Annotated in this window: 20 protein-coding genes; 4 read left to right on the plus strand and 16 right to left on the minus strand. The window is 60.6% G+C overall.

Annotated features, from left to right (window positions below; translation table 11 throughout):
* Positions 1 to 31: 31 nt before the first annotated feature.
* Positions 32 to 841, plus strand: coding sequence for a MetQ/NlpA family ABC transporter substrate-binding protein (locus tag DBR44_RS01410; protein WP_124641317.1), 810 nt, complete (start codon positions 32 to 34; stop codon positions 839 to 841).
* A gap of 102 nt (positions 842 to 943) precedes the next feature.
* Here the strand turns inward: DBR44_RS01410 and DBR44_RS01415 are convergent, their stop codons facing one another.
* The 9 genes from DBR44_RS01415 to dnaE all read right to left on the minus strand — a co-directional run bounded on the left by DBR44_RS01415 (position 944) and on the right by dnaE (position 13182).
* On the minus strand, positions 944 to 1315 hold the full coding sequence (locus DBR44_RS01415; protein WP_124641319.1) for a VOC family protein: 372 nt from the start codon (positions 1313 to 1315) through the stop codon (positions 944 to 946).
* A 120-nt stretch (positions 1316 to 1435) separates the two neighbouring features.
* A complete protein-coding gene (locus DBR44_RS01420) occupies positions 1436 to 1879 on the minus strand; it encodes a VOC family protein (protein WP_124641321.1) in 444 nt (147 codons plus the stop codon).
* A 140-nt stretch (positions 1880 to 2019) separates the two neighbouring features.
* Complete coding sequence (locus tag DBR44_RS01425) at positions 2020 to 2703, minus strand: HD domain-containing protein (RefSeq protein ID WP_124641323.1); 684 nt, start codon at positions 2701 to 2703, stop codon at positions 2020 to 2022.
* A gap of 86 nt (positions 2704 to 2789) precedes the next feature.
* Positions 2790 to 3716 carry a pseudouridine-5'-phosphate glycosidase gene (locus tag DBR44_RS01430; protein WP_124641325.1) on the minus strand — a complete coding sequence of 309 codons (927 nt, stop codon included), beginning with the start codon at positions 3714 to 3716 and terminating at the stop codon, positions 2790 to 2792.
* Positions 3713 to 4816, minus strand: coding sequence for a PfkB family carbohydrate kinase (locus tag DBR44_RS01435; protein ID WP_124641327.1), 1104 nt, complete (start codon positions 4814 to 4816; stop codon positions 3713 to 3715). The genes DBR44_RS01430 and DBR44_RS01435 overlap by 4 nt, the downstream gene beginning before the upstream one ends.
* 155 nt (positions 4817 to 4971) lie before the next feature.
* The gene (locus DBR44_RS01440; RefSeq protein WP_124641329.1) at positions 4972 to 5571 is read right to left on the minus strand and encodes a DJ-1/PfpI family protein; all 600 of its coding nucleotides are present in this window, start codon (positions 5569 to 5571) and stop codon (positions 4972 to 4974) included.
* Between the two features lie 325 nt (positions 5572 to 5896).
* The gene (locus DBR44_RS01445; protein ID WP_124641331.1) at positions 5897 to 7516 is read right to left on the minus strand and encodes a methyl-accepting chemotaxis protein; all 1620 of its coding nucleotides are present in this window, start codon (positions 7514 to 7516) and stop codon (positions 5897 to 5899) included.
* Between the two features lie 215 nt (positions 7517 to 7731).
* The gene (locus DBR44_RS01450) at positions 7732 to 9519 is read right to left on the minus strand and encodes an ABC transporter ATP-binding protein/permease (RefSeq protein ID WP_124641333.1); all 1788 of its coding nucleotides are present in this window, start codon (positions 9517 to 9519) and stop codon (positions 7732 to 7734) included.
* A gap of 228 nt (positions 9520 to 9747) precedes the next feature.
* Positions 9748 to 13182: a DNA polymerase III subunit alpha gene (gene dnaE / locus DBR44_RS01455; RefSeq protein ID WP_124641335.1), complete on the minus strand. Its 3435-nt coding sequence runs from the start codon at positions 13180 to 13182 to the stop codon at positions 9748 to 9750.
* Positions 13183 to 13294: 112 nt separating this feature from the next.
* On the opposite strand from dnaE, the gene DBR44_RS01460 reads away from it, so the two are divergent.
* Entirely contained in the window at positions 13295 to 13933 is a 639-nt protein-coding gene (locus DBR44_RS01460) for a flavin reductase family protein (RefSeq protein WP_233578269.1), read from the plus strand.
* A gap of 70 nt (positions 13934 to 14003) precedes the next feature.
* Here DBR44_RS01460 and DBR44_RS01465 read toward each other — a convergent pair whose 3' ends face one another.
* The 6 genes from DBR44_RS01465 to DBR44_RS01490 all read right to left on the minus strand — a co-directional run bounded on the left by DBR44_RS01465 (position 14004) and on the right by DBR44_RS01490 (position 20792).
* The gene (locus DBR44_RS01465; protein WP_158613535.1) at positions 14004 to 14924 is read right to left on the minus strand and encodes a VirK/YbjX family protein; all 921 of its coding nucleotides are present in this window, start codon (positions 14922 to 14924) and stop codon (positions 14004 to 14006) included.
* 115 nt (positions 14925 to 15039) lie between these two features.
* Positions 15040 to 15291 (minus strand): PhaM family polyhydroxyalkanoate granule multifunctional regulatory protein, encoded by a 252-nt coding sequence (locus tag DBR44_RS01470; protein ID WP_124641341.1) that lies wholly within the window; start codon positions 15289 to 15291, stop codon positions 15040 to 15042.
* 76 nt (positions 15292 to 15367) lie between these two features.
* A complete protein-coding gene (locus tag DBR44_RS01475) occupies positions 15368 to 17653 on the minus strand; it encodes an NADP-dependent malic enzyme (protein ID WP_124641343.1) in 2286 nt (761 codons plus the stop codon).
* A gap of 147 nt (positions 17654 to 17800) precedes the next feature.
* Positions 17801 to 19129 carry a TRAP transporter large permease gene (locus tag DBR44_RS01480; RefSeq protein ID WP_124641345.1) on the minus strand — a complete coding sequence of 443 codons (1329 nt, stop codon included), beginning with the start codon at positions 19127 to 19129 and terminating at the stop codon, positions 17801 to 17803.
* Complete coding sequence (locus DBR44_RS01485; RefSeq protein ID WP_124641347.1) at positions 19129 to 19722, minus strand: TRAP transporter small permease; 594 nt, start codon at positions 19720 to 19722, stop codon at positions 19129 to 19131. The genes DBR44_RS01480 and DBR44_RS01485 overlap by 1 nt, the downstream gene beginning before the upstream one ends.
* Before the next feature lie 65 nt (positions 19723 to 19787).
* The gene (locus DBR44_RS01490; RefSeq protein ID WP_124641349.1) at positions 19788 to 20792 is read right to left on the minus strand and encodes a TRAP transporter substrate-binding protein; all 1005 of its coding nucleotides are present in this window, start codon (positions 20790 to 20792) and stop codon (positions 19788 to 19790) included.
* Positions 20793 to 20950: 158 nt separating this feature from the next.
* Here DBR44_RS01490 and DBR44_RS01495 point away from each other — a divergent pair, with 158 nt between their 5' ends.
* A complete protein-coding gene (locus tag DBR44_RS01495) occupies positions 20951 to 23248 on the plus strand; it encodes a PAS domain-containing sensor histidine kinase (protein ID WP_233578271.1) in 2298 nt (765 codons plus the stop codon).
* Between the two features lie 176 nt (positions 23249 to 23424).
* On the opposite strand, the gene nadB is transcribed toward DBR44_RS01495, so the two are convergent.
* Positions 23425 to 25005: an L-aspartate oxidase gene (gene nadB / locus DBR44_RS01500; RefSeq protein WP_103526016.1), complete on the minus strand. Its 1581-nt coding sequence runs from the start codon at positions 25003 to 25005 to the stop codon at positions 23425 to 23427.
* Between the two features lie 177 nt (positions 25006 to 25182).
* On the opposite strand from nadB, the gene DBR44_RS19690 reads away from it, so the two are divergent.
* Positions 25183 to 25402: hypothetical protein (locus DBR44_RS19690; protein WP_233578273.1), on the plus strand; the 220-nt coding region annotated here is incomplete at its 3' end.

Consider the following 25402-nt stretch of genomic DNA (forward strand, 5'->3'; position numbering starts at 1 on the left):
TTCCCCTACCTGTATATTGCAAGGAGTTCGTATGCGTAGATTTGTCATCAAGGCGCTGGCCGCCTCGCTGCTGGGCCTGGCCGTAGCCGGCTCTGCCCTGGCTGCCGACCCGGCCAAGAAGGAAATCGTGATTGGCACCACCGTGGGTGACTTCGGCGACATGGTCAAGCAGTCGATCAAACCCATCCTGGAAAAGCAGGGCTATAGCGTGAAGCTGGTGGAATTCACCGACTACGTGCGCCCCAATCTGGCCTTGCAGGAAGGCGCGCTGGACGTGAACGTGTTCCAGCACAAGCCTTACCTGGACAGCTTCGTCAAGGAACACAAGCTGAGCCTGAAAGAAGTATTCCAGGTGCCGACCGCACCGCTGGGCATCTATCCGGGCAAGCTGAAGTCGCTCAAGGATGTGAAAGACGGCAGCACGATTTCCGCACCGAACGATCCGTCCAACTTCGCCCGCGCGCTGGTGATGCTGAACGATCTGGGCTGGGTCAAGCTCAAGCCGGGCATCAATCCGTTGACCGCATCCGAGCGTGACATCGCCGTCAATGTGAAAAAGCTGAAGATCGTACAACTGGAAGCCGCCCAGCTGCCCCGTTCGCGCAATGACGTGGATTTCTCCGTCATCAATGGCAACTACGCCACCAGCTCCGGCATCAAGCTGACCGAGGCCATCTATCAGGAAAAGAGCTACGCCTATGTCAACTGGGGTGTGGTGCGGGCGGCCGATGCCGGCAAGCCGTGGGCGCGTGATGTGATTGCCGCTTACAACTCCCGCGCCTTCAGCGACTGGGCCAAGAAAAAGTATGTGGGCTACAAATTCCCGCAGGGCTGGAAATAAGCCGGCCATGCAAAGGGCCGCTCTTGCTGGCGGCCCGGATACGGTTTTCTTGTAACACTCCTGGCTACAAGACTTGCGCGGAGGGCATGGCCCTCCGTTTTTTTATTTTGCCATGGTGAAACAGCACAGCTTGTTGCCATCCGGATCGCGGAAATAGGCACCGTAGAAATCATCTCCGCGCAGGCCCGGAGCGCCCTCGTCCTGGCTGCCCAGCTGCAGTGCGTGGGCGTGCAGTTGGTCCACGCCGGTACGGCTATCCAGATAAAAGCCCACCATCACGCCGTTGCCGACCGTGGCCGGCTCGCCATTGAATGGTTGCATGATGGCCAGTTGCGGCCGCTCGGGATGGGTACCCCAACAGATGCCACGGTCCATTTCCCACAGGCGGCTGGCACCGATGCCGGCCAGCAAGGTGTCGTAGAAGGCAGCGGCGCGCTGCAGGTCGTTGCTGCCGAGTGTGACGTAGCCAATCATGATGTTCTCCTGGGTAATGAGTCGGGGGCGTTGCCGAGCGCATGGCCGCAGGCTCGCTGCCCGGCTTGCGCTCACTGATGGTCATCCACAGTACGTCAACTGTCTGATTCTGTCTGGCGCTTATTCACACACGGTAAACGGTGCGGCTACGTCCTGGCAGCGTGGTTGCACCTGGATGGAGGCGGCACTGCGCCAGTGCGGGCCGTGGAATACCGCTTCAATATTGTTGCCGTCGGGGTCGGTGAGGTAGGCGGCGTAATAGCCATCGTGGTAGGGGCGTTCGCCCGGCTGGCCATTGTCGCCACCGCCGGCGGCCAGCCCGGCCTGGTAAAAGCGTTGCACCCGGGCCGGATCGGCAGTCTGGAAGGCCAGATGCACATGGCTGCGACTGGCCGGGCTGCCGCAGGAGACAAACAATTCGTCGGCCCAGAAATAATCCGGACCTTCACCGGTCAGTTCACGCCCCAGTGCCTGCAGCACCGCCGTGTAAAAGCGCTTGCTGGCGGGCAGGTCGGCAACGACGAGGTGAACGTGGTCGAGCAGTCTTCCGTAATGGTATTCCATGGGACATCTCCTCTATGGAAGCGCCATTGACTGCCGTGGATTTGCGGAAAAACCGGTGGTCAGGGCGCTTCTTTTCTTGACGACTTTTGTCCCATCATACGCTGCGGCCTGTTGGCTGCACATCCGGTGAAGTACGGCATTCAGCGCGCCAGCCATTCCTCGACAAACTGCTGGCGGAAGGCCTGCAGGCGCTGTAGCCGTTCCTCTGCCATGGCACGGCCGGCCGCGGTCTGCATCATGCCCGGCAGCTTTTCCAGCTTGACCTCGATGTGATCCAGCGCGTACTCGCGGTCGTCCAGCGGGCGCGTGCTGGCCAGCGGGTCGTCCGGGTGTGCCAGTTGCCGGCCCATGCGGCCGGAGGTGTAAAACATGCGCGCCAGGCCTATGGCCCCCAGGGCGTCCATGCGGTCGGCGTCCTGCACGATCTGTGCTTCCAGCGTGCGTGGCGTGATATTGGCGGAAAAACTGTGTGCTTCGATGGCGTGGGCCACGCCATCCAGCTTGTCAGCCGGGAAGCCGGCTGCGTGCAGCAGTGGGCCGGCCTTGGCGGCAGCCATGCGCGAAGCCTGTTCGCGCTGCGGGTGGTTCTTCGGCAGGTTGACCAAATCGTGCAGATAGCAGGCAGCCAGCACCACCAGGGCATCGGCGCTGCTGTGCTGTTGCAGGATTTGCCGTGCGGCAGCCCAGACACGATGGAAATGGCTGAGGTCATGTGCGCCATCATCGTCGGCGGGTTGTTGTTGCAGCAGGTCGATCAGCTGTTGTTGCCAGTATTGCAGCAGCGGGGTGTCTGACGGGGGAAGAGCGGCGGCGGGAGCGTTCATGGCAGGGTATCAGGTGGCGGGCCGTTGATTACACCCCTGCCGCCGGCCGGCGTCAACCATGCCGGCAGCAGGGGTGCGGCGGTGGCTCAGGCGTGCAGACGGCAGTAGTCGCCGGCAATGGCGGCGGCCAGTCGGGCATTGTTCAGCACCAGCTGGATGTTGGCGGCCAGGCTGTTGCCGCCGGTCAGTTCGCATACCCGTGCCAGCAGGAAGGGGGTGGATTCCTTGCCGGCAATGCCTTGGGCGCTGGCTTCAGCCAGTGCCTGCTCGATGGCGGCATCGATGCTGGCGCTGGACATGGCGTATTGCTCGGGAATCGGGTTGGCCACCACCATGCCGCCTTGCAGTTGCAGGTCCCACTTGGCTTTCATCACTGCAGCGATGGCAGCCGCGCTGTCCAGGCGGTAGTCCACCTTGAAGGCGCTGTCGCGGGTAAAGAAGGCTGGCAGGGTGGCGGTTTGATAGCCGATGACCGGTACGCCGTGGGTTTCCAGATATTCCAGGGTCAGGCCCAGATCAAGAATGGATTTGGCACCGGCACACACCACGGTGACCGGCGTTTGCGCCAGCTCCTGCAGGTCGGCAGAAATGTCGAAGCTCTGCTGCGCACCACGATGCACACCGCCAATGCCGCCGGTGGCGAAGACGCGGATGCCGGCCATGGCGGCCACGATCATGGTGGAGGCGACGGTGGTGGCACCAGTCTGGCCGGCAGCCACGATAAAGGGAATGTCACGGCGGCTGACCTTGACCACTTCGCGGCCGTTCTTGCCCAGCACTTCGATGTCGTCGCGGCTGAGGCCGGCTTTCAGGCGGCCATTGATGATGGCAATGGTGGCTGGTACTGCGCCGTGGGCGCGCACTTCGGCTTCCACTTGCAGGGCCGTTTCCACGTTTTGCGGGTAGGGCATGCCGTGCGAGATGATGGTGGATTCCAGTGCCACGACTGGCTGGCCGGCGGCCAGTGCGGCGGCGACTTCGGGGTGGATGTCCAGGTAAGCGTGTTGGGTCATGATGGCTCCGGGTAAGACAGGGTTGGGCACAGGTGCTGGATGGCAGCCAGCGACAGGGTAGGGTTGTTGGTGGCGGCGCAGCTCAGGGTCAGGGCGGCGCAGGCCTGGGCCAGACGCACGGCATCGGGCAGCGGCAATTGCTGCAGCCAGCCCCAGATCAGGCCGGCCATCAGGGCATCGCCAGCGCCGGTGGCATTGACGATGTCCACCTGTGGTGCCGGGCTCCAGCCCTGGCCCTCGGCACTGCTGTAGAACACGCCGTCGCCGGCCAGGCTGAGGATGACTTGCTGCACGCCCTGCTGGTGAAACCAGTCGGCAACGGCAGCGGCATCGGCGGGACTTTCCAGCGGCAGGCCGGACAGGGTGGCGGCTTCGATGCGATTGGGCTTGATGGTGTGGATGCGGCCCAGCCAGGGGCGGATGCGCTCGGCCTTGAAGGCCGACACGGTGTCGACAAACACCGGCTGCTGTTCGGCCTCGGCAAACAGCCAGGCCAGGGCATCGGGCGACAGGTTGGCATCGGCCACGATCAGGCCGGCATGGCGGACCAGCTCGCGCTGCGGGGCCAGCCTGGCGGCATCCAGCCGGTTCAGCACCTGCATGTCGTTGATGGCGATGGACATGTCGCCATCCGGGCCGTGGATGGACAGATAGGTGGAGGTGGCGGCATCCGGCAGCACCAGCACCGGGCGTACATCCACCCCGGCGCGCTGGGTCGAATCCAGCAGCGAGCGGCCATACAGATCGTCGCCCACGGCGCTGAGCAGCCGGCAATCAGCCCCCAGTCGCGCCAGATTCTCGGCAATATTACGCGCCACACCACCGGGCGAACAGCTGACCTGGCCGGGATTGGAGTCGCCAAAACGCAGCTTGGCCGGTGTGCTGCCACGGATGTCCATATTGGCGCCACCCAGCAGTACCACATAGCGGGTTTCGGCCAGGATGTAGCCCTTGCCCAGAATATGGCCTTTTTGCATCAGCTTCATGATGTGGCCGGCAGCCGCCGAACGGCTGATGCCCAACTGGTCTGCCAGCTGTTGCTGCGGTATCAGTGGGTTCTGGCGCAGCAGTTGCAGGATTTCCTGCTCACGTTGTGTCATCAAACAAATGTCCGTAGTGCTAACTTTTGTTTGATTGTGTCGCAGCCGCTGGCCGGGGTCAAGCCCGCAGCCTGCCTTGTGCTATTGGCCTGTTGCTGGCGGGCGGCCCGGCATGCTTGGCCGCTGCCCGCCTTGCCAGCCGGCCCCGTCCGGTATCAATCGATGAAGGGGCGTACGGTGTCCAGCAGCTTGTTGGTGTAGCTTTCCTTTTCCCCTACCGGCACCACGTAATCGAGTGCTTCGCGGGTAGCGGTTTCGCTGCTGCGTTTGAGCATGACCCAGCTGGCCAGGTATTGCGCCGACAGGCAGCCACCCGCCGTGGCCAGATTGCCGATGGCATGGAAGGGGGTATCCAGCACTTCGATGCCAGCCTGTTCTACCCAGGGTTTGGTGCGCTTGTCGGTACAGGCGGGCAGTTTGTCGATCAGCCCCAGCTTGGCCATCAATAGGGTGCCGGAGCATTGTGCGCCAATCAGCTGGCGGGCCGGATTGAGCTGCAAACGGGCCAGCAGCTCCTGGTCGTTGGCAATGTCGCGGGTCATGACGCCGCTGCCAAACAGCACCACGTCGGCCTGATTGGCGAACTCCAGCGGCTGCTGGGCGCGCACGGTGACACCGTTCATCGAGGTGACCTGTTCACTCGGGCTGGTGATGCAGGCTTCCCAGCCATGTGGCTGCATGCGGTTAAGCATGCCGGCGGCAATGAACGAGTCCAGCTCGTTGAAACCCTGAAAAGTGATGATGGCGATTTTCATGCTGTCTCCTTAGGCGTGTCGGCCAAGAGCGGCTAACAAAATAGCGCAGCGTCCCCGGGGCAGGGCGCACCGATGCAGGCAGCACCAGGGCTGGGCTAGCAGGCGCAAGGCTGCTGCAGCGGTTTTGTTAGCAGCGCTAAAGGACTGCGGCGTGCGGTTTGTCTGGTTGGCAGGAGACAGGATTATGCTGCTGTTATCGATTGCTGGCGATAAAGATCTTGCTTGGCGGGAAATCGGGCTATAAACCTGCGCTGCGGCGAGGGGCGCTGCAAGGGGAGAGAAAGCATGGCCGCCAGCGCAGGCAGGGCGGCCATGGTCGAGAGGCTTACAGCCGGTACTGGCTGAGGGTGCTGATTTGCTGGCGGGCCAGTTCGTCCAGATGGCGGGCGCTGCTGGCGGCTTCCTGCGCGGCGCTGGAGGATTCTTCGGTCATCTGGGCAATCTGCTCCACCTGCACCGCGATATTGTTGGTGGCCTTGCCCTGTTCGGTGATGGCGTCGGAAATTTCGCTGACCATGTGCACGGTATTGCCGGTGGCATCGCCAATCTGCTTGATGGCGCCATCGGCGTGATCGGCGCGGCTGACCCCGTTGCGTACCAGTTCTTCGGCCGAGTGCATCTGCTCGGTGGCCTGGCGCGAGCGGTCACGCATGGCCGTGATGGTGGAGGAAATTTCCTGGGTGGAGCTGCTGGTGCGTTCGGCCAGCTTGCGTACCTCGTCGGCCACCACGGCAAAACCACGGCCCATTTCGCCGGCACGAGCGGCTTCGATGGCGGCATTCAGTGCCAGCAGATTGGTCTGGTCGGCAATATCCTTGATGACGCCAACCACGGTATCCACCTGCGCACTATAGTTATCCAGCTCGCGAATGCTGCCGGCGGCGCTGTCCACCGCATGGGAAATCTCGCGGATATCGCTGATGGTTTGCGAGATGGTGTTGGACCCTTGCTGGGCCAGCGTGCCGGCATTGTGGGCCAGATCACGCGACTCGCTGGCGCGGTTGGCTACATGGTTGATGCTGACGGTCATCTGTTCGATGGTGGCGGCCATGCTGGCAGAAGAGGCCGACTGCGAATCAGCGGCAGCAGCGACCTGGGTGGCTGTCTGCGACAAGCCTTGCGAGGCATCTGCCACCGAGCGCGCACCATCCAGTATCGATTTCAGATTGCGCTGCAGGCCTTCCAGCAGGCTGTTGAAGGCGCTGGCGGTGAGGCTGATTTCGTCCTTGCCCGCCACCGGTGCGCGCTGGGTGAAGTCCAGCGACTGGCTGACCTGCTGCATGGTGGACTGAATGGAAGACAGACCACGGTTGATGCTGCGGAACAACACCACGCCCATATACAGCACGATGGCGAAGATGACGGCTATCAGCGTCGTCGTTTGCAGCAGCGCGGCATTGTAGGCGGTCTTGTTGGTTTCGATGGTATCGAAGGCCAGCTTGAGGTTGTACTCGGTATGGGTGTTGAGCGCCTTGCGGAAGTCTGCACTGGTGGTGTTCAGCGCCCCATCGCGCAGCATGGCATCGGCCAGGTCATCCTTGCCGCTGCGCGACATTTCAAAGTACTTGCTGCGCTCGGCACGATAGGCCGCCAGCTTGGCCTTGTCATCCTGCAATAGCTGGCGGTCGTGATCGTCGGCAATCAGGTTTTTCTCGTAATCGTTAAACAGGTCTTCCAGCTTTTTGTCGGCTTCACCAGACATGGCTTCGGCTGCTGCTTTTTCGCCGGCGGTATGGGAGACCGAATGCTTGGTTACCGCTCCACGGATATCCATGAAGGCATAAACCATGCCGTTGAGGTCACGAATACTGGGAGCCAGGTTGCTGACGGTGTCCTCAAAACGGTTGCTGGCCTGTTTTTGTTGGTAGGCACCAAAGCCGCCGACGACAATCAGGGCGAGCAGGGCGATGGCCAGGGTCAGCATGAGTCGTCTGATGATGGTCATGGGGATGTCCTTGCTAGGTTGAGGGCCAGGCTGCGATGGCAGCTGGCCGGTATTTTTTCTACGTAGCTATACGTATAGCATCAAATCATGACGTTTGTAGGGCTATTTCAAGCACCCGGAATGTGCTGGCTTGAGCAAGCCCGGACCGGCCGCAAAAAAAAAACCGCACGGCCAAGGCGATACGGTCTTTAGATTCCTGCAAGATTGCGCTGAATTTACCGCGTACTACTTAATTGCCAGCGGCTATTGCCCAGTATTTCCAGTTGCAGCCCATGGTGCTGCAACAGGCTGCTGCGATGCCCCACGCTGATGACGGTGGTGGCGGGCAATTGCTGACGCAGCAGGCGGTACATGGCGTCTTCCAGCCCTTCATCCAGTGCCGAGCTGGCTTCGTCGAGGAAGGCGATGGCCGGTTTGTTCAGCAACAAACGGCCAAAGGCCAGCCGTTGCTGCTCGCCCAGCGACAGGGTCTGGCTCCAGTCGCGTTCTTCATCCAGCCGTGCCTGCAGGTGGCCCAGCTGCACGGCTTGCAGCACGCTGGCGGCATCCTGCGCATCGGCGGCGGGCGGGCTGGCCGGGTAGTACAGCGCATCACGCAGTGTGCCACCGGGCAGATAGGGCTTTTGCGACAGGAACATCAGCCCCTGCTGCGGGCGGATGATCTGCCCGCTGCTATAGGGCCACAGCCCGGCCAGGCTGCGCAGCAGGGTGGTCTTGCCGCAGCCGGAAGCGCCACGGATCAGCAGGGCGCTGCCGCCGTCGATGTCCAGATTGACCTGCTCCAGCAGTTTGCGGCCATCCGGCGCTTGCAGGCTGAAGTTTTCCAGTGCCAGTCGTGGGCCGTCGCTGCGGATGTCCGGGCGCGGCAGTGCGGCGGCTTCCTGCATCGAGTCGCAATAACCGGACAGACGGTTCAGTACGGCGCGGTAGCCGGCAAAGTCGTCGTAGGCGTTACGGAAGAAGGACAGATTGTCATGCAGCGTGCCAAATGCCTGCGAAGTTTGCATCAGGTCGCCCAGGGTAATCTGCTTGGAGAAAAAGCGGTGTGCCTGCACGATCAAGGGAAACACCACGGCAGTCTGGCTGACGATCAGGTTGAAGCCCTGGAATTTCAGCGACCGGAACACGATGCGCCAGTTGTTGTGGATGATCTGGCCGAAGCGGCTGCGCAGCAGCATGCCTTCCACTTTTTCACCGGCGTAGAAGGCAATGCTCTCCGCGTATTCCAGCAGCCGTACCAGCAGGTAACGGTAATTGGCGTTGTACTGTTCGTTCAGGAAGTTCAGGCGCACCAGCGGGCGGCCAATCTTTACCGCCAGCACGGTGGCAATCAGCACGTACAGGAAGACGGCAAACACCATGGCGCGCGGGATATCCACCCCCAGCAGGTGCAGCGGGCCGGACAGGTTCCACAGGATCAGCGTGTAGGCCAGGGTGGAAACCAGCGAGCCGACCACGCCCATCGACAGGCCCAGCGAGCTGCCGACAAAGCTGGAAACGTCCTGCTGGATACGCTGGTCGGGGTTGTCGCTGCGTTGCGGCAGGTATTGCAGGCGATAGAAGGAATCGTTCTGCAGCAGCTTTTGCAGCAATTGCTCGTTCAGCCAGGCGCGCCAGTGAATGGAGAAGCTTTGATTGACATAAAAGCTGAACAGGCTGCGTAGCACATGGATGCTGGCCAGTACGCAGAAAATGCGCACAAAACTCCAGAACAGGCTTTCATTCAACTGCTGCAGCGAGGTGTACAGCCCATTGCTCCAGTTGGACAGCACCACGTCCAGCCGGACGCCGGCCAGGGTCAGCAGCAGGATCAAGGCCAGCCCCAGCAGCGGTTTGGCGCTGCGGCGCAGGCTGAAATAGCTGCCGCTGAGCTGCCAGAATTGCCGTCCCCAACTGGTGAGACGCACCAGCGCCCACACGGCCAGCACAAACAGCAGGCAGGTAATGCCGTAAGCCTTGGCCACCCACAGCAGGCTACGGCTCAGTTCCTCGTTCCAGTTCATAGGTTTCCAGTGTTGTACCAGACAGGGCTGACCTGATCCGCCGCCGCAAGGCAGGCGCGAAAGTATCAGCCGAGAAAATATCAGCGCAGGCGCAAGGCCCTGCCGGGCAAGCATACGTGGCGGCCGGCAGCAAGCCAATCGCTGCTGCAGCAAAAGTGCTGAAATCCTGTTGCCGCGCATGGCGGCCCACCCGCACTGGGGCCGGTGGGCCGTGGCAGGATCAGCGGCTTACCACAGCAGCTTGACCGACTTTTCTCCCAGCCAATCCTGCAAGGCTAGCAGCAAGCCGTCATCCAGCCGCACGCCCCAGGCTTGCGGCAGGGCAACATCGCCACGGGCCTGGGCATTGCTGTAGCTGATGCGCACCAGACAGCCGTTTTCCTCGTCACGGTAAGGGCCAAGCAGGTTTTTCAGCTTGCCGACATCGGCATTGCCGTTCATCTGCAGGGACAGGCCGCGGGCAAAGCGGCTGCGCGCCTCGCCCAGATCGTACAGGCGGTCGGCCATGATGCGCAGGCCACCGGAGAAGGCGTCTTCAGTCACCTTGCCCTGCACCACCAGCACGATGTCTTCCTTCAGCCGGTTGCGGTTGGTTTCATAGCTGTCGCCAAACAGGCTGATTTCGCGCTTGCTGCTGCCATCGTCCAGCTCGACAAAGGCCATCTTGCCGCGATTGCCCATCTTGACGCGGATGCCGGTGACAAAGCCGGCCAGCAGTTGCGGTTCCTTGCGTGGGCTAAGACGGGACAGCGTGGTCTTGATGAAGGCGCGCACTTCCTGGGCGTAAGCGGCAAAGGGGTGGCCGGACAGGTAATAGCCGATGGCGACTTTTTCCTCGGCCAGCTTGACGGCGTCGCTCCAGGGGCGGGTTTCCACCATTTCCACTGCCGGGGCCACATCGTCGCCAAACATGTCGAACAAGCCGCCCTGGTTGATATTGGCGTGGGCCTGGTCGGCCGCTTCCATGGCCAGGCCGACATTGGCAAACAGCTTGGCGCGGTTGGCTTCGATGCTGTCAAAGGCTCCGGCGCGGATCAGCGCCTCGATTACCCGCTTGTTGACCAGCTTCTTGTCGGTACGCTGGCAGAAATCAAACAGGCTGGTGTAAGGGCCGCTGGCTTCGCGTACCGCCACGATATGGTCGACGGCAGATTCACCGCTGCCCTTGACCGCACCCAGTGCATAGCGGATTTCCTGGCGGCTGACCGGCACGAAGCGGTAGAAGCTGTGATTGACATCCGGCGGCAGGAAACGCAGGCCGTTCTTGGCGTCGGTGGCGTCGTCGTAGAACACCTTGAGCTGGTCGGTATTGTCCAGTTCGGTGGACATGGTGGCTGCCATATAGGCGGCGCAGTGGTGGGCCTTGAGCCAGGCGGTGTGATAGGCCACCAGCGCATAGGCTGCCGCGTGCGACTTGTTGAAGCCGTAGCCGGCGAACTTCTCCATGTAGTCGAAGATTTCGTTGGCCTTGGATTCCGCGATTTCCTGTTTGGCAGCACCCTCGACGAACATGGCGCGCTGCGCCACCATTTCCTCGACTTTCTTTTTACCCATGGCACGGCGCAGCAAGTCGGCACCGCCCAGCGAGTAGCCGCCAATCACCTGGGCGGACTGCATCACCTGTTCCTGATACACCATGATGCCGTAAGTCGGTGCCAGCACCGGCTCCAGCAGCGGGTGCAGGTATTCGAACTTGGCCCCGTGCATACGCTGGATGAAGTCGGGAATCAGGTCCATCGGGCCCGGACGGTACAGCGCCACGAAGGCGATAATTTCTTCGAACTTGCTGGGCTTGGCTTCCACCAGCATTTTCTTCATGCCGGAGGATTCAAACTGGAACACGCCGGTGGTATTGGCGCTGGCAAAAATCTTGTAGGCGTCGGCGTCGTCCAGCGGCAGGTGGGCAACGTCCACGTCCTCGTTGCTGACCTGCTTGATATAGCGCTGGGCCAGTTCGATGATGGTGAGGTTGCGCAGGCCCAGAAAGTCGAACTTCACCAGGCCGATCTGTTCCACGTCGTCCTTGTCGAACTGCGACACTGGCGATGCACCATCGGCACTGGCAATGTACAACGGGCAGAAGTCGGTGAGCCGGCCGGGGGCAATCAGCACGCCACCAGCGTGCATGCCGATGCCACGGGTGAGGTCTTCCAGCTTCATCGCCAGTTCGATCAGCTCATTCGCCCCTTCCGATTCGATCACTTCGCCGATCTGCGGCTCCACTTCCATGGCCTTTTCCAGTCCCAGCGGCTTGTTGGCCTCCAGCGGAATCAGCTTGGACAGGCGGTCGCACAGGCCGAAGGGCAGGTCCAGCACCCGGCCCACGTCGCGAATCACCGATTTGGACGACATGGTGCCGAAGGTGGCAATCTGGCTGACGGCCTCTTCGCCGTATTTCTGCCGGGTGTACTCGATCACCCGCCAGCGGTTTTCCTGGCAGAAGTCCACGTCGAAGTCGGGCATGGATACCCGTTCCGGGTTCAGGAAACGCTCGAACAGCAAGGCGTAACGCAAGGGGTCCAGATCGGTAATGCTCAGGCTGTAGGCCACCAGCGAGCCGGCACCGGAGCCCCGGCCCGGCCCCACCGGGCAGCCATTGCCCTTACCCCACTGGATAAAGTCGGCCACGATGAGGAAGTAGCCGGGAAAGCCCATCTGGATGATGGTGTCACACTCGAACTTGAGCCGGGCATCGTATTCCGGGCGGCGGGCCAGCCGTTCGTCCGGATCGGGATAAAGCTGCTCCAGCCGCATCTCCAGCCCGCGCTTGGCCTCGTACACCAGAAAATCGTCCAGTGTCATGCCTTCGGGCGTGGGGAATAGCGGCAGGTAGTTCTTGCCCAGCACCACCGAAATATTGCAGCGTTTGGCGATTTCCACCGTGTTTTCCAGCGCTTCCGGGATGTCGGCAAAGCGTTCCAGCATCTGCTCGGTGGTCAGGAAGTGCTGGCATTCGGAAAAATTGCGCGGACGGCGTTTGTCGCCCAGGGTATAGCCCTCGGCAATGCACACCCGCGCCTCGTGCGCCTTGAAGTCGTCCGGATCGAGAAACTGGATGGGATGGGTAGCCACCACCGGCAGCCCGGTTTCACCCGCCAGCCACAGCGTGGCCTGCAGCACGTTTTCCACCTGCGGGTTGTCCACGCGCTGGATTTCCAGATAGAAGCTGCCGGGGAACAGGCTTTCCCAGTATTGCGCGCGGCGCATCGCTTCTTCGCGCTGCCCCATGGCCAGGGCCATGCCCACATCGCCATGCTGGGCACCGGACAGGCACAACAGATTGCTGTTGTCGCCCTGTTCCAGCCAGGCGCGCTTGATCTCGGCGCGGCCACGGTACTGGTTATCGGTAAAGGCCAGGGTCAGCAGCTCGCACAGGCGGCGGTAGCCTTCGCGGTTTTTCACCGTCAGCAGCAGGCGGGTGGGCTTGTCGCGGTCTTCTTCGTTTTCCAGCCAGATATCGGCCGAGATAATGGGCTTGATGCCCTTGCTGCGGCAGGCCTTGTAGAACTTGACCATGCCGAACAAATTCATCAGGTCCGACATGCCCATGGCGGGCATATTGTCTTTCTGGGCGCGTTTTACCGCGTCATCCAGCCGGACAATACCGTCGGTGATGGAAAACTCCGAGTGGAGGCGAAGATGGATAAAGCGGGGTGCGTTCATCCCGGCATTTTACCGGCAGCGGCGCATCTGCACCATGCGCGCGACAAGAATATCGTTGTTGCCGCCACCGCTTACCATTCGGCCTTTTCTTGTGTTGCGATGCAGCATTAGAATGGTGGCATTGCAGATCAGCCAAACGGTGACAGAGATGGATTGTGATGTCAGGGAGCTGGACGGCACCAGCCTGTACAAATTGCTGACTGGCAGCGTGCTGCCGCGCCCCATTGCCTGGCTCAGTACCCAGGATTTGCTGGGGGTGGCCAATCTGGCACCGTTTTCCTTTTTCACCGTAGCCGGGCTGAATCCACCCATGCTGGCGATCACCATCCTGAAAAAACCGGATGGCAGCGACAAGGACAGCCTGGCCAATATCCGCGCCACCGGCGAGTTCGTGGTGAATATCGTCAATCAGCAACTGGTTGAGGAAATGAACCAGTCCTGCGCGGCTTATCCGGCGGAAGTGGACGAGTTTGATCTGGCCGGGCTGGAAAAAGTGCGCAGCAAGCAGGTGAAAGTGCCGGGTGTGGCGCGCTCGCCGGTACGCTACGAGTGCGTACTGCATAGCTGCCTTGACTTGGGCCATGGGGCAGGTGGCAGCACGCTGGTGCTGGGTGAGATACGGCACGTGCATGTGGACGATGCGGTGTATCACGCAGGCCGGATCGATCTGCAGGCGCTGCACCCCATCGGCAAGCTGGCTGGCGATGGCTATACCCTGGTGCATGAGGACTTCGCGCTGGCCCGCCCCTGATCATGGGCCTGGCACCAGCAAGCAAAAAAGCAGCGCGAGGCTGCTTTTTTTGCGGCTGTTCCGGCAGGTGTCAGTGCAGCGACTGCACGATCTGGCTGGCCATCTCGTCCAGCAAGGCGTAGCGGCGGTTGTATTCGCTGCGTTTCTTGCTGGCAATGTCCTCCATCGGCTTGCGCGGGATGGGGAAGGGGATGCGGAAGTATTCGGTGTTGATTTTCTCGGCACCGATATCCAGCCAGAAGCTGTCGTAATCGGCCTGAAAATCGCGCCGATAGCGCCAGGAGCTATAGATATGGCTGTCCTTGCACACGGCCAGTACCTGCTGGCAACCCATTTCGCGGGCGATGATGGTGAGGGCTTCCAGCGCCAGCCGTTTGGGGAACAGGCCGTGGCAGGCCTTGGTGGCGGTGCGGATGCATTCGTGGCCGAACTCCTTGCGCGGTCCTTGCAGGCCGCCAACCAGCGCCACGTTCTGGCCCTGGTACTGACACAAGGTAAAGGTGAGTGTGGCCAGGGCCACCTGTTGGCCATCGATAAACTGCAGCGACAATTCGCCTTCCTTGTCGAAGGTGTGGTTGTGCCCCAGCACCCAGCCAAACTGGCTGTCATCCTTGCCGCTGACGCTGGCCAGCTTGAGGTTTTCCAGCGACAGCAGCTTGCTGCGCAAGCTGGCAGGCAGTTGCAGCAGCTGGCTGTAGTGCTGCTGCAGCATGTCGGCCTTGGCGGCATTGCCCAGTCCCCGGTGCAGATAAGGACGGTGCAGCTTTTGGGCCAGGCGCGGAGCCAGCCGCAGGTAATCGAGCATTACTGGCTGACTGGCGAGAAAACCCAGCCAGCGGTAGCTGGCTGGCAGGGTAAGCAGGGTGCGCAGCGCCAGCTTGATGCGGTTTTTTCCTTCGTCCAGATAGTCGCGGCGGGAAAATGTTCCGCTGACCAGTTGACCAAGCAAGCGTACAGGGTGCGGCCCCGAAGCTGATTCGATTGTTTTCACGCAGAGTTCTTCTAAAAGCTGTTCATGCACGGAGGAGCATTATTGTTTATCCGGGAGCCGGCGTCTTTGGCCGGCTTGTCCCGTGGTGATGACCGTTTGTGACGGATGCGATGGTTTATTTTTTTTCGTCGCGCGGTTTCATGGCCACCATGGCCGCGCGCTGCATTTCCAGGGTTTTCATCTGCATGGACAGCATGCCCAGATTCATGGTGAGCCAGCCTTCCACCACACGCAGCTCGGCCAGCTTGCGGTCGATTTCCTCCTCGCTCATTGGCGGCAGGAAAGGCTGGGCGCTGGCCGGGGTGGCAGTTTGCCAGAACTGGCGGAACATGGCGAATGGATCGGTGGGATTGAAATCGGCGCTCATGGCTGGCTCTCCTTGTCATATAAAAAAACGGGCAAGCTCTTGCTTGCCCGTTCAGTATAAGACCAAAGCCGATCGCTTAGCTGTTGCTGGCGGCTACCTGCGCATCCACGGCGGCCAGGGCTACCATGTTGACGATGCGACGTACCGAAGAGATCGGGGTCAGGATGTGTACCGGCTTGGTCATGCCCATCAGGATGGGGCCGATGGTCACGCCGTCCGAGGCCGATACGCGCAGCAGGTTGTAGCTGATGTTGGCGGCTTCCACATTGGGCATGATCAGCAGGTTGGCCGAGCCCTTCAGCGTGGTTTCCGGCATGGCCTGGGTGCGGATGGCTTCCACCAGGGCGGCGTCGCCCTGCATTTCACCATCGATTTCCAGGTCAGGCTGGGCTGCACGAATCAGCTCCAGTGCATTGCGCATCTTGTCGGCGGATTCGCCGTTGATGGTGCCAAAGCTGGAGTTGGACAGCAGGGCTGCCTTCGGCGCGATACCAAAGCGTTTCATGGCTTCGGCGGCCATCTTGGTGATACCGGCCAGCTGGACTGCATCCGGCTTGGCATTGACATAGGTATCGGTGATGAAGATGTTGCCGGTCGGCAGGATCAGCGCATTCATGGCACCGGCCACCTTGTCGGCATTGTTGTAGCCGAGTACGGTTTCCACGATTTCGAAGTGCTGGCGGTAGGTGCCGTAGGTGCCACAGATCATGGCGTCGGCATCACCGCGACGGACCATCAGCGCGCCGATCAGCGTGGTGTTGCCAATCACGCGGCGGCGGGCCTGTTCCTGCGAAACGCCCTTGCGCTTCATCAGGTTGTAGTAGTCCTTCCAGTATTCGGCAAAGCGCGGGTCGGATTCATTGTTGACCAGCTCGAAATCCTTGCCGATCTCCATCTTCAGGCCCAGCTTTTCGATACGCTTTTCAATCACGCTAGGACGGCCGATCAGGATGGGCTTGGCCAGGCCGGCCAGCACGATTTCCTGGGTGGCGTGCAGCACGCGCTCGTCTTCGCCTTCGGTCAGCACGACGCGCTTGCTTTCCTTCTTGGCTTGCGAGAACACCGGCTTCATGAACAGATTGGTCTTGTACACGAACTGGGTGAGCTGATCGACGTAGGCGTCGAAGTCTTCAATCGGGCGGGTGGCCACGCCGGAATCCATGGCAGCCTTGGCCACGGCCGGAGCGATCTTGACGATCAGGCGCGGGTCGAAGGGCTTGGGAATCACGTATTCCGGGCCGAAGGACAGTTCTTCGTCGCCGTAGGCGGTGGCAACCACGTCGGACTGTTCGGCCATGGCCAGATCGGCAATGGCGCGCACGGTGGCCAGCTTCATTTCTTCATTGATGGTGGTGGCACCAACGTCCAGCGCACCACGGAAGATGAAGGGGAAGCACAGCACGTTGTTGACCTGGTTGGGGAAGTCGGAACGGCCGGTGCCGATGATGGCATCCGGACGTACTTCTTTCACCAGCGGCGGCAGGATTTCCGGTTCCGGGTTGGCCATGGCCAGAATCACCGGATGCGCTGCCATGGTTTTCACCATGTCCTGGGTCACCAGGCGCGGGCCGGACAGACCCATGAAGATGTCGACACCCACCATGGCATCGGCCAGCTTGCGTTTGCCGTTGTCGGCAATGGCGTAACGCTGCTTGGATTCGTCCAGCTTTTCGTCACGACCATGGTAGATCACGCCCTTGGAGTCGCAGACGGTGATGTTCTCGCGCTGCACGCCCAGTGCGACTAGCAGGTCGAGACAGGCGATGGCGGCAGCGCCGGCACCGGATGCGGCCACGCGGACATTGGCAATGTCCTTGTTGACCAGACGCAGCGAGTTCAGTACGGCGGCGGCGGCCACGATGGCGGTACCGTGCTGGTCGTCATGGAAGACCGGAATGCCCATGCGTTCGCGGCACTTCTTTTCGATATAGAAGCACTCGGGTGCCTTGATGTCTTCCAGATTGATGCCACCGAAGGTCGGTTCCATGGCACAGATCATGTCCACCAGCTTGTCGGGGTCGTTTTCGTTCAGCTCGATGTCGAAAACGTCGATGCCGGCAAACTTCTTGAACAGCACGCCCTTGCCTTCCATCACCGGCTTGCCGGCCAGCGGGCCGATATTGCCCAGACCCAGCACGGCGGTGCCGTTGGTGATGACGGCTACCAGATTGCCGCGAGCGGTGTATTTGTAGGCATTGAGCGGGTCTTCCACGATGGCGTCACACGGGGCGGCCACACCGGGGGAGTAGGCAAGGGCCAGATCACGCTGGGTAGCCAGCGGCTTGGTCGGGGATACTTGAATCTTGCCGGGCTGAGGGAACTGGTGGAAATCGAGTGCGGCTTGGCGCAGTTGCTCGTCCATTCGTGAACTCCTGGGTGGTTTCTTATGGTCGTTTTGAATTTAGCTCAATATTATAAGGGCTAACCCTCTACCGGGGCTATGGTCCTGTCAGACAAGATACGCGGCGAGGGCGTTCATCCCTGCCGCGTACCTTGTCCTGTCCTGCTTTTAATGCATCATACCTAACATTCGCGGCAGCCACAGCGAGATGCCGGGAATATATGTTACTGCGACCAGGAAGCCGAGCATGGTGAGCAGCCATGGCCACACTGCCACGGTCAGCTCGGTAATGCCCATCTTGGTAATGCCCGACGCCACATACAGATTCAGCCCTACCGGCGGGTGACACATGCCGACTTCCATGTTCACCGCGATCAGGATGCCGAAGTGGATGGGGTTAACCCCCAGCTTGACGGCCACCGGGTACAGGATGGGCGCCATGATCAGCACGATGGCGGACGGGTCCATGAAGTTGCCGGCAGCCAGCAGCAGGATGTTGGTGACCAGCAGGAAGGCGACAATGCCCAAACCCTGTGCCGTCATCCAGGCGGCCATCGCTTGCGGGATCTGCTCCGATGCCATCAGGAAGGAGAACAGCACGGCATTGGTGATGATGTACAGCAGCATCGAGCTCATCGACGCAGCGTTGATCAGCACGCGCGGCACATCTTTCAGCCCCATGTCCTTGTAGACGAACACCGCAATGATGAAGGCGTATACCGCGGCCATGGCAGCCGCTTCGGTCGGGGTGAAGATGCCGCTGTAAATACCACCGATGACCAGCACGATCAGCAGCAGGCCCCACATGCATTCACGGAAGGCTTGCAGACGCTCGCCCCAGCTGGCGCGCGGCAGGCGTGGGTAGTCGAACTTCTTGGCACGATACCAGGTGGTCAGGCCCAGCAGCACCGACAGGCATAGGCCGGGCAGTACACCTGCCATGAACAGCTGGCCTACCGAGGCCGTGCTCACCGGGGAGCCATCCGGGCCAGTGACATCCATGCCGGCAGTGGCAATGGAGTACATCACCAGGTTGATGGATGGCGGGAACAGAATGCCCAGTGCACCGGAAGTGGTGATGACGCCGGCACCAAAGCGTTGCGGATAACCCTGCTTGACCATGGCCGGCAGGATGATGGAGCCCACGGCCACCACGGTGGCGACGGACGAACCGGTAATGGCGGCAAACAAGGCGCAGGACACCACACCGGCCAGACCCAGGCCGCCGTACCAGTGGCCAACCAGGGTGGTGGCAAAGCGGATCATCCGTTTGGCCACCCCGCCATGCATCAGGAAATTACCCGCCAGGATGAAGAAGGGAATCGCCATGATTTCGAACTTCTCGATACCGGTAAACAGCTTGAGCGCTACCGACTGGATAGGCACTTCCGTCATGGTGAACAGAAAGGTCAGTACCGTCAGACCCAGCGAGATGGAGATCGGCATGCCGGTCAGCATCAGGGTAAGCAGCAGACCGAAAATGATCAGTGTGGTCATTAGTGCTTGCCTCCGTGGTTCAGGTCGTGCGGGTGCAGATTGTCCAGTTCTTCTGCGCCTTCTTCCAGGCCGTCGACATGGCCGTGATCATGCTTGGGCAGGCTGCCGGTCTTGATGAAGTTCCAGGTCACTTGCAGGAAGCGGAAGCACATCAGCGAGGAGCCGCAGGGAATGGCCAGATAAACCAGCCACATCGGCGCTTCCAGATCGGGCGAAGTCTGGTCGGTATGGGCGATTGCCCAGACAAAATCACTACCCAGCGCAGCAATGACGCCGGTAAACAGGGCACCGGACAGCAGGCCGAAAATGATGAACTTGGCGCGGTTCTTGTCCGACAGGCGGTTGATCAGGACATCCACACCCACGTGGATGCCGGTACGCACACCATAGGCGGCACCGAACTTGGCCATCCACACAAACAGATAGATGGTCAGTTCCTGTGCCCAGGCCATATTGATGTGGGCGAGGTAGGGTTGCAGAGTGTCGATGCCCGAGCCGTAGCGGTGCAATACCGCGGCAAAGGTGATGAGGGTGGCGCTTCCCATCAGCAGGGCAATCATCCACTCCTCAAGGTGATCGAGGAATTTCAGCATGATTGTTCTCATTCAGCAAAAAAGAGCGTGGGTGCTACCGCACGCACGCTCCATTCATGGGCCGATCAGTTGTTGGGATTAAAGCCGGTTTCTTTGTAGATCGCCTTCAGCAGGTCCGGGCCGATGCGTTCGGCCATCTTGGCGTGAACCGGCAGCATGGCTTTCTTGAAGGCAGCACGTTCCGCGGCGCTCGGGGTGTAGACCTGGGTTTTGCCGGAAGCCTTGATGGCGGCCAGCGAGCGGTCGTTTTCCTTCTTGGCGATGTCGTTGGCGTACTTGGAGGCATCGACGATGGCGCCATCCAGCTGGGTACGTACGTCAGCCGGCAGGCCATCCCAGAATTTCTTGTTGACGATGACGGCATAGCCCAGGAAGCCGTGCTGGGTCAGCGTCAGGTTTTTCTGCACTTCGTAAGCCTTGCTGGTGTACAGGTTGGAGGCTTCCAGTTCGGTGCCGTCCACCACGCCGCTTTGCAGCGCCTGATACACTTCAGAGAAGGCCATGACTTGCGGCAGTGCGCCCACCGAGCGCATTTCCTCTTCCAGCACCTTGGACGACTGAATACGGATCTTCAGGCCCTTGAGGTCGGCCGGCGACTTGATCGGCTTGTTGGAAGAGAAGTTCTTGAAGCCGTTGTCCCAGTAAGCCAGGCCCTTGATGCCCTTGCTTTCCAGCTTGCCCAGCAATTGCTTGCCGATGGCACCGTGCATCACCTTGTTTACTTCGTCATAGTTGTCGAACACATACGGCAGGTCGAAAACTTCGAATTCCTTCACGCCCAACGGACCAAACTTGGCCAGCGACGGGGCCAGCATCTGAACCGCGCCCAGCTGCAGGGCTTCCAGTTCTTCCTTGTCCTTGTATAGCTGGCTGTTGGGATAAACCTGAACCTTGACCTTGCCGTGGGTACGCTCTTCCGCCAGTTTCTTGAAGTATTCGGCGGCCTTGCCCTTGGGGGTGTCCGGCGATACCACGTGGCTGAACTTGATGACGATTTCGCCAGCGGCCTGGGCCATGCCGGCTACACCAAAGGAAGCGCCGATCAGCAATGCAGCAATTTTCAGTTTCATGAGTGTCTCTCCGTTTCTGTTTCCGTTTGCGTTGAATGTTTTTGCTTTGTATTACAGCCCTTGTCTGTGGGCTGTTAATAGCGTGTAAAGTAGAAGGCGCGCCAACAACATGCCATTGGGGACTTCATCATTGGGGTTTTCCCGTACCGCTTATGCACGTGATCGATCTGCTTGCCCGCCGCCGTTCTCCCCGCCTGTTATGGGTGGGTACCTCGCTGACTCTCATTGCCCTGGTCATGGCGCTGGGGGGGCTGTTTTATCTGGTTTACCGCGACTGGGTGGATGAGCAGCACGACAATCTCATCCAGGAAGTGCTATGGCTGGAGCAGTCGATGCGCCTGCACATGGAGGCGCAGCAGGAGTGGGCCGAGGGCGTGGCGGCGGACATCGCCGGCGGCAAGATGCAGCCCGAGCGCTTTGTGCCGACAGCGGCATTTTTCATGCGCGAAAGTCCGGAGGTCCTGCTGGTGCAGCAGTTCGACCAGAACGGCATGCTGCTGCGCGACCAGCACGGGCAGGTTGCACCCGGCAAGGTATTGCATGGTGACGAATTCGACGCAGTGTGGCGTGCCTCGCGCTTGCGCCGTGCTTCCTATGGCCAACCCTATCGCCGCGCCGATGGCAAGTACCGCTTCGACCTGGCTGTGCCCATCATTGCCAATGAGAAATATCTGGGCAGCATCCGGCTGGTGTATCAGTTCGATCAATTGCTGCACCGGCAGGTGCCATGGTGGATCGCCTCGAAAAACTACATCAGCTTTGTCGATGTGGGTGGCCGTACCCTGGCCAGCAAGTTCGACCCTTCCGAGCATCCCGGCACCATTTCCCACCAGACCAGTTTCGACCCGCCAGGCTTCGGCGTGTATCTGCGTGCCGTCAGTTACCGTTCCGGGCTGGGGCTGACCTTGCCGGTGCTGACCGGGCTGATCATGCTGCTGGCGGTGGCCCTGCTGTACTCCATCTGGCGCATCCGCCGCCATATGCGCGAGCGTTCGCGCGCCGAGCACGCACTGGCCACCGAAGTGTCGCTGCGCCAGGCCATCGAGGACTGCATGAAAAGTGGTCTGGTGGCCATCAGCCTGGAAGGCGAAATATTGCGGGTCAACCGGGCGTTTTGCGAAATGCTGGGTTATGCGCCCGAGCAATTGGTAGGCCAGCGCCCACCCCATACCTTTTGGCCCAGTGCCGATCACCAGCAAATGCGTGCGGCCATGGAGGCGGTACGCCATGGCATGCAGCCCGAGCAGGGCTTCGAGCTGCGCTTTCAGTGCCAGAATGGCGAATTTGTCGAAGTGCGGTTGTATGCCACACCGCTGATCGAGCGCGATGGCAGCCATCGCGGCTGGATTGCCGCCTTGTTCGACATTACCGAGCGCAAACGGCAGCGGCTGGCGCTGAATGCCTCGCACCAGCGTTTCCTGACCGTGCTTAACGGCATGCAGGCCGGTGTCTGCGTGGTGAGCCAGCACAGCGGACAGCTGCTGTATGGCAATCCCACTTTTTCCTATTTATGGCTGGCTGATGAACCGGATGCGCCGTGCTGCCTGTTGTTGCCCGGCTTGCGGGAAGAGCCGGAACAGGATGATCTGGCCAGCGAGTTCACCCTGCAAAACGGTGTGCAGTGGTTCCAGATGCACCGTCGCCGGCTGGAGTGGGTCAGTGGCGAGCCGGCCTGGCTGGTGATTCTGAGTGATGTCACCGAAGAGCGGGAGCGGGAAGGGCGGGCGCAGGCGCAGCAGGAGCGCTTCCAGACCACCTCGCGCCTGATCGCCATGGGCGAGATGGCTTCCAGTCTGGCGCACGAGCTGAATCAGCCGCTTACCGCCATCAGCACCTACTCGGCTGGTCTGGCGCGACGCCTGCCGGAGCGGCTGGAGCTGCCCTCCGGTGTGCGCGAAGCGGTGGCGGCCATCAGCCAGCAGGCACAACGCGCCGGGCAGATCATCAAGAGCATCCGCGCCTTTGTCAAAAAGCACGAACCACAGCTGGAGAATGTCGATCCCTCACGCGTGGTGGCGCGGGCGGCAGGGCTGGCCGAGATGATGGCCTTCAAGGCGGGGGTGCAGCTGGTGATCGAGCAGGACGGGACAGCCTGCCGGCTGGACATGGACCCGGTGCTGATCGAGCAGGTTTTGCTCAATCTGATGAAGAACGCCATCGAAGCCATGGTGGAGGCGCAAACCCGGCGGCCGCATATCGTGGTGCGCACCACGGTGGGGCCAGCGTTCTGGCGGGTAGAGGTGGCGGATAACGGGCCTGGCCTCAGCGACAATATCAAGAAAGAGCTGTTTACCCCGTTTTATTCCACCAAGCCGGATGGCATGGGCATAGGCCTGAACATCTGTCGTTCGATTGTGGAATTCCACCGCGGCGAATTCAGTGTCAATTCCACCGTGGCTGGCGGCTGCGTATTCTGGTTCACCCTGCCGCTACGTCGCGGCAATGAGAACACATGAGTCGTGAGCTTGCGCTTTTTTAAAAAGGTAGAGGCAAGGGCGCAGCATGGTGATAGTGGCTGCTGCTGAACGGCTAGTCGATATGCCACGACCGGTCTGTGCCTGTCGCGTCGCGGCGATTCAGCCATGACATCATGAAAAACGGCGCCCGAAGGCGCCGTTGTGAGACAGGCAGTCTAGTGTTGACTGGGCTGCAGGATGGTTTCCTGTGTTTCTTCCAGCATGTCCGGATAGTCACGGCTGTAATGCAGGCCACGGCTCTCCTTGCGTAGCAGTGCCGAACGCACGATCAGCTCGGCAGTCTGTACCAGATTGCGCAGCTCGATTAGGTCGTTGGTGACATGGAAGTTGCTGTAGTAGTCGTTGATCTCTTCCGACAGCAGACGAATCCGGCTCAGTGCCCGCATCAGGCGCTTGTTGGTACGCACGATGCCGACATAGTCCCACATGGCGCGGCGCAGCTCGTCCCAGTTATGCGAGATCACCACCTCCTCGTCGTTGTCCGTCACCTGGCTGTCATCCCAGTCCGGGATCGGCGGTAGGGTGATGTCCGGTGCGGCCAGAATGTCCTCGGCGGCTGCCTTGCCGATGACCAGACACTCCAGCAGTGAGTTGCTGGCCAGCCGGTTGGCTCCGTGCAGGCCGGTGCATGCCACCTCACCTACGGCATACAGCGCGTCTACATCGGTATGGCCGGTCAGGTCAGTCACCAGGCCGCCGCAGGTAAAGTGCACGGCCGGCACCACCGGAATCGGCTCCTGGGTAATATCAATGCCCAGCTCAAGGCAGTGGGCGTAGATATTGGGGAAGTGCTCCTTGATGAAATTGGCCGGCTTGTAGGAAATGTCCAGATAGACACAATCCAGGCCATGCTTCTTCATCTCGAAGTCGATGGCGCGGGCGACAACGTCGCGCGGTGCCAGTTCGGCACGCGGATCGTGATCCGGCATGAAGCGGGTGCCATCCGGCAATTTCAGAATGCCCCCCTCGCCACGTACCGCTTCCGAAATCAGGAAAGACTTGGTGTGCGGGTGGTACAGGCAAGTGGGGTGGAACTGGATGAACTCCATATTGCCCACACGGCAGCCCGCACGCCAGCCCATGGCAATACCATCGCCAGTCGCCGTATCCGGGTTGGTGGTATATAGATAGACCTTGCCGGCCCCGCCGGAAGCCAGCATGGTGTGCTTGGCGGCAATGGTGACAATCTGGTCCAGCGTCTTGTCCAGCGCATACACTCCATAGCAGCGCTTGCCTTCCAGCCCCAGTTTGCGCGAAGTGATCAGGTCGATGGCAATGAAGTCTTCCAGAACCGTGATATTCGGATGCGCCTTGATCTTCTGACCCAGGGTAGAGGTCACGGCAGCACCGGTAGCATCGGCAGCGTGGATGATGCGGCGATGGCTGTGGCCACCCTCGCGCGTCAGGTGATAGCCGGTCTTGTGGGTATCGTCACGAGTAAACGGCACGCCCAGGGCAATCAGCCAGTCAATCGCCTCCTTGGAATGCTCCACGATAAAACGCGTCGCCTCTTCATTACATAGCCCGGCACCGGCAATCAGCGTATCGCGGATATGCTCTTCAACCGAATCCTCGGTATCCAGCACGGCGGCGATACCACCCTGGGCATAAGTCGAGCTGCCTTCCAGCAGATCGCGCTTGGTAATCAGGCCAACTTTGCGAGTAGCAGCCAGATGCAGGGCCAGCGTCATGCCGGCCAGACCACTACCGATAATCAGAACATCAAACTTGAGCATGGCAGATGCCGCCGTCGGGGCGGTGTAGGGCAGTTTGCAGAAGGCTCAAGATTAGCAGAACAGCCGTCGGGCGGCATCAGCGTTGTCTATCTATATAGGCAAGCCTCTCAATCCGGCATTGGGTTCTGCTCAATCACCCGGTCATCAGATAGCCAATCCGGCGGGTTGGATACTTATTTGGATATCAACAAGGCGCTGTGGGTGCTTGATTCGGGTCAATGTGAGGCAGCGGGGATGCGCCGGTTTCTGCGCACCCGCAGCAAGGCTGTAATAAAACCCCATTGGAATAATTATTTTTCCATCAGTGACTTAGTCCGATGTGAGTCGATATTTGGCCAGAATCTGCACTTTTCTTCGCACAAAGTGTTGACGAGGACAGGGTGCGGCGGTATAGTTC

It is taken from the genome of Aquitalea sp. FJL05 (genome assembly GCF_003852595.1).
Lineage (GTDB): Bacteria > Pseudomonadota > Gammaproteobacteria > Burkholderiales > Chromobacteriaceae > Aquitalea > Aquitalea aquatilis.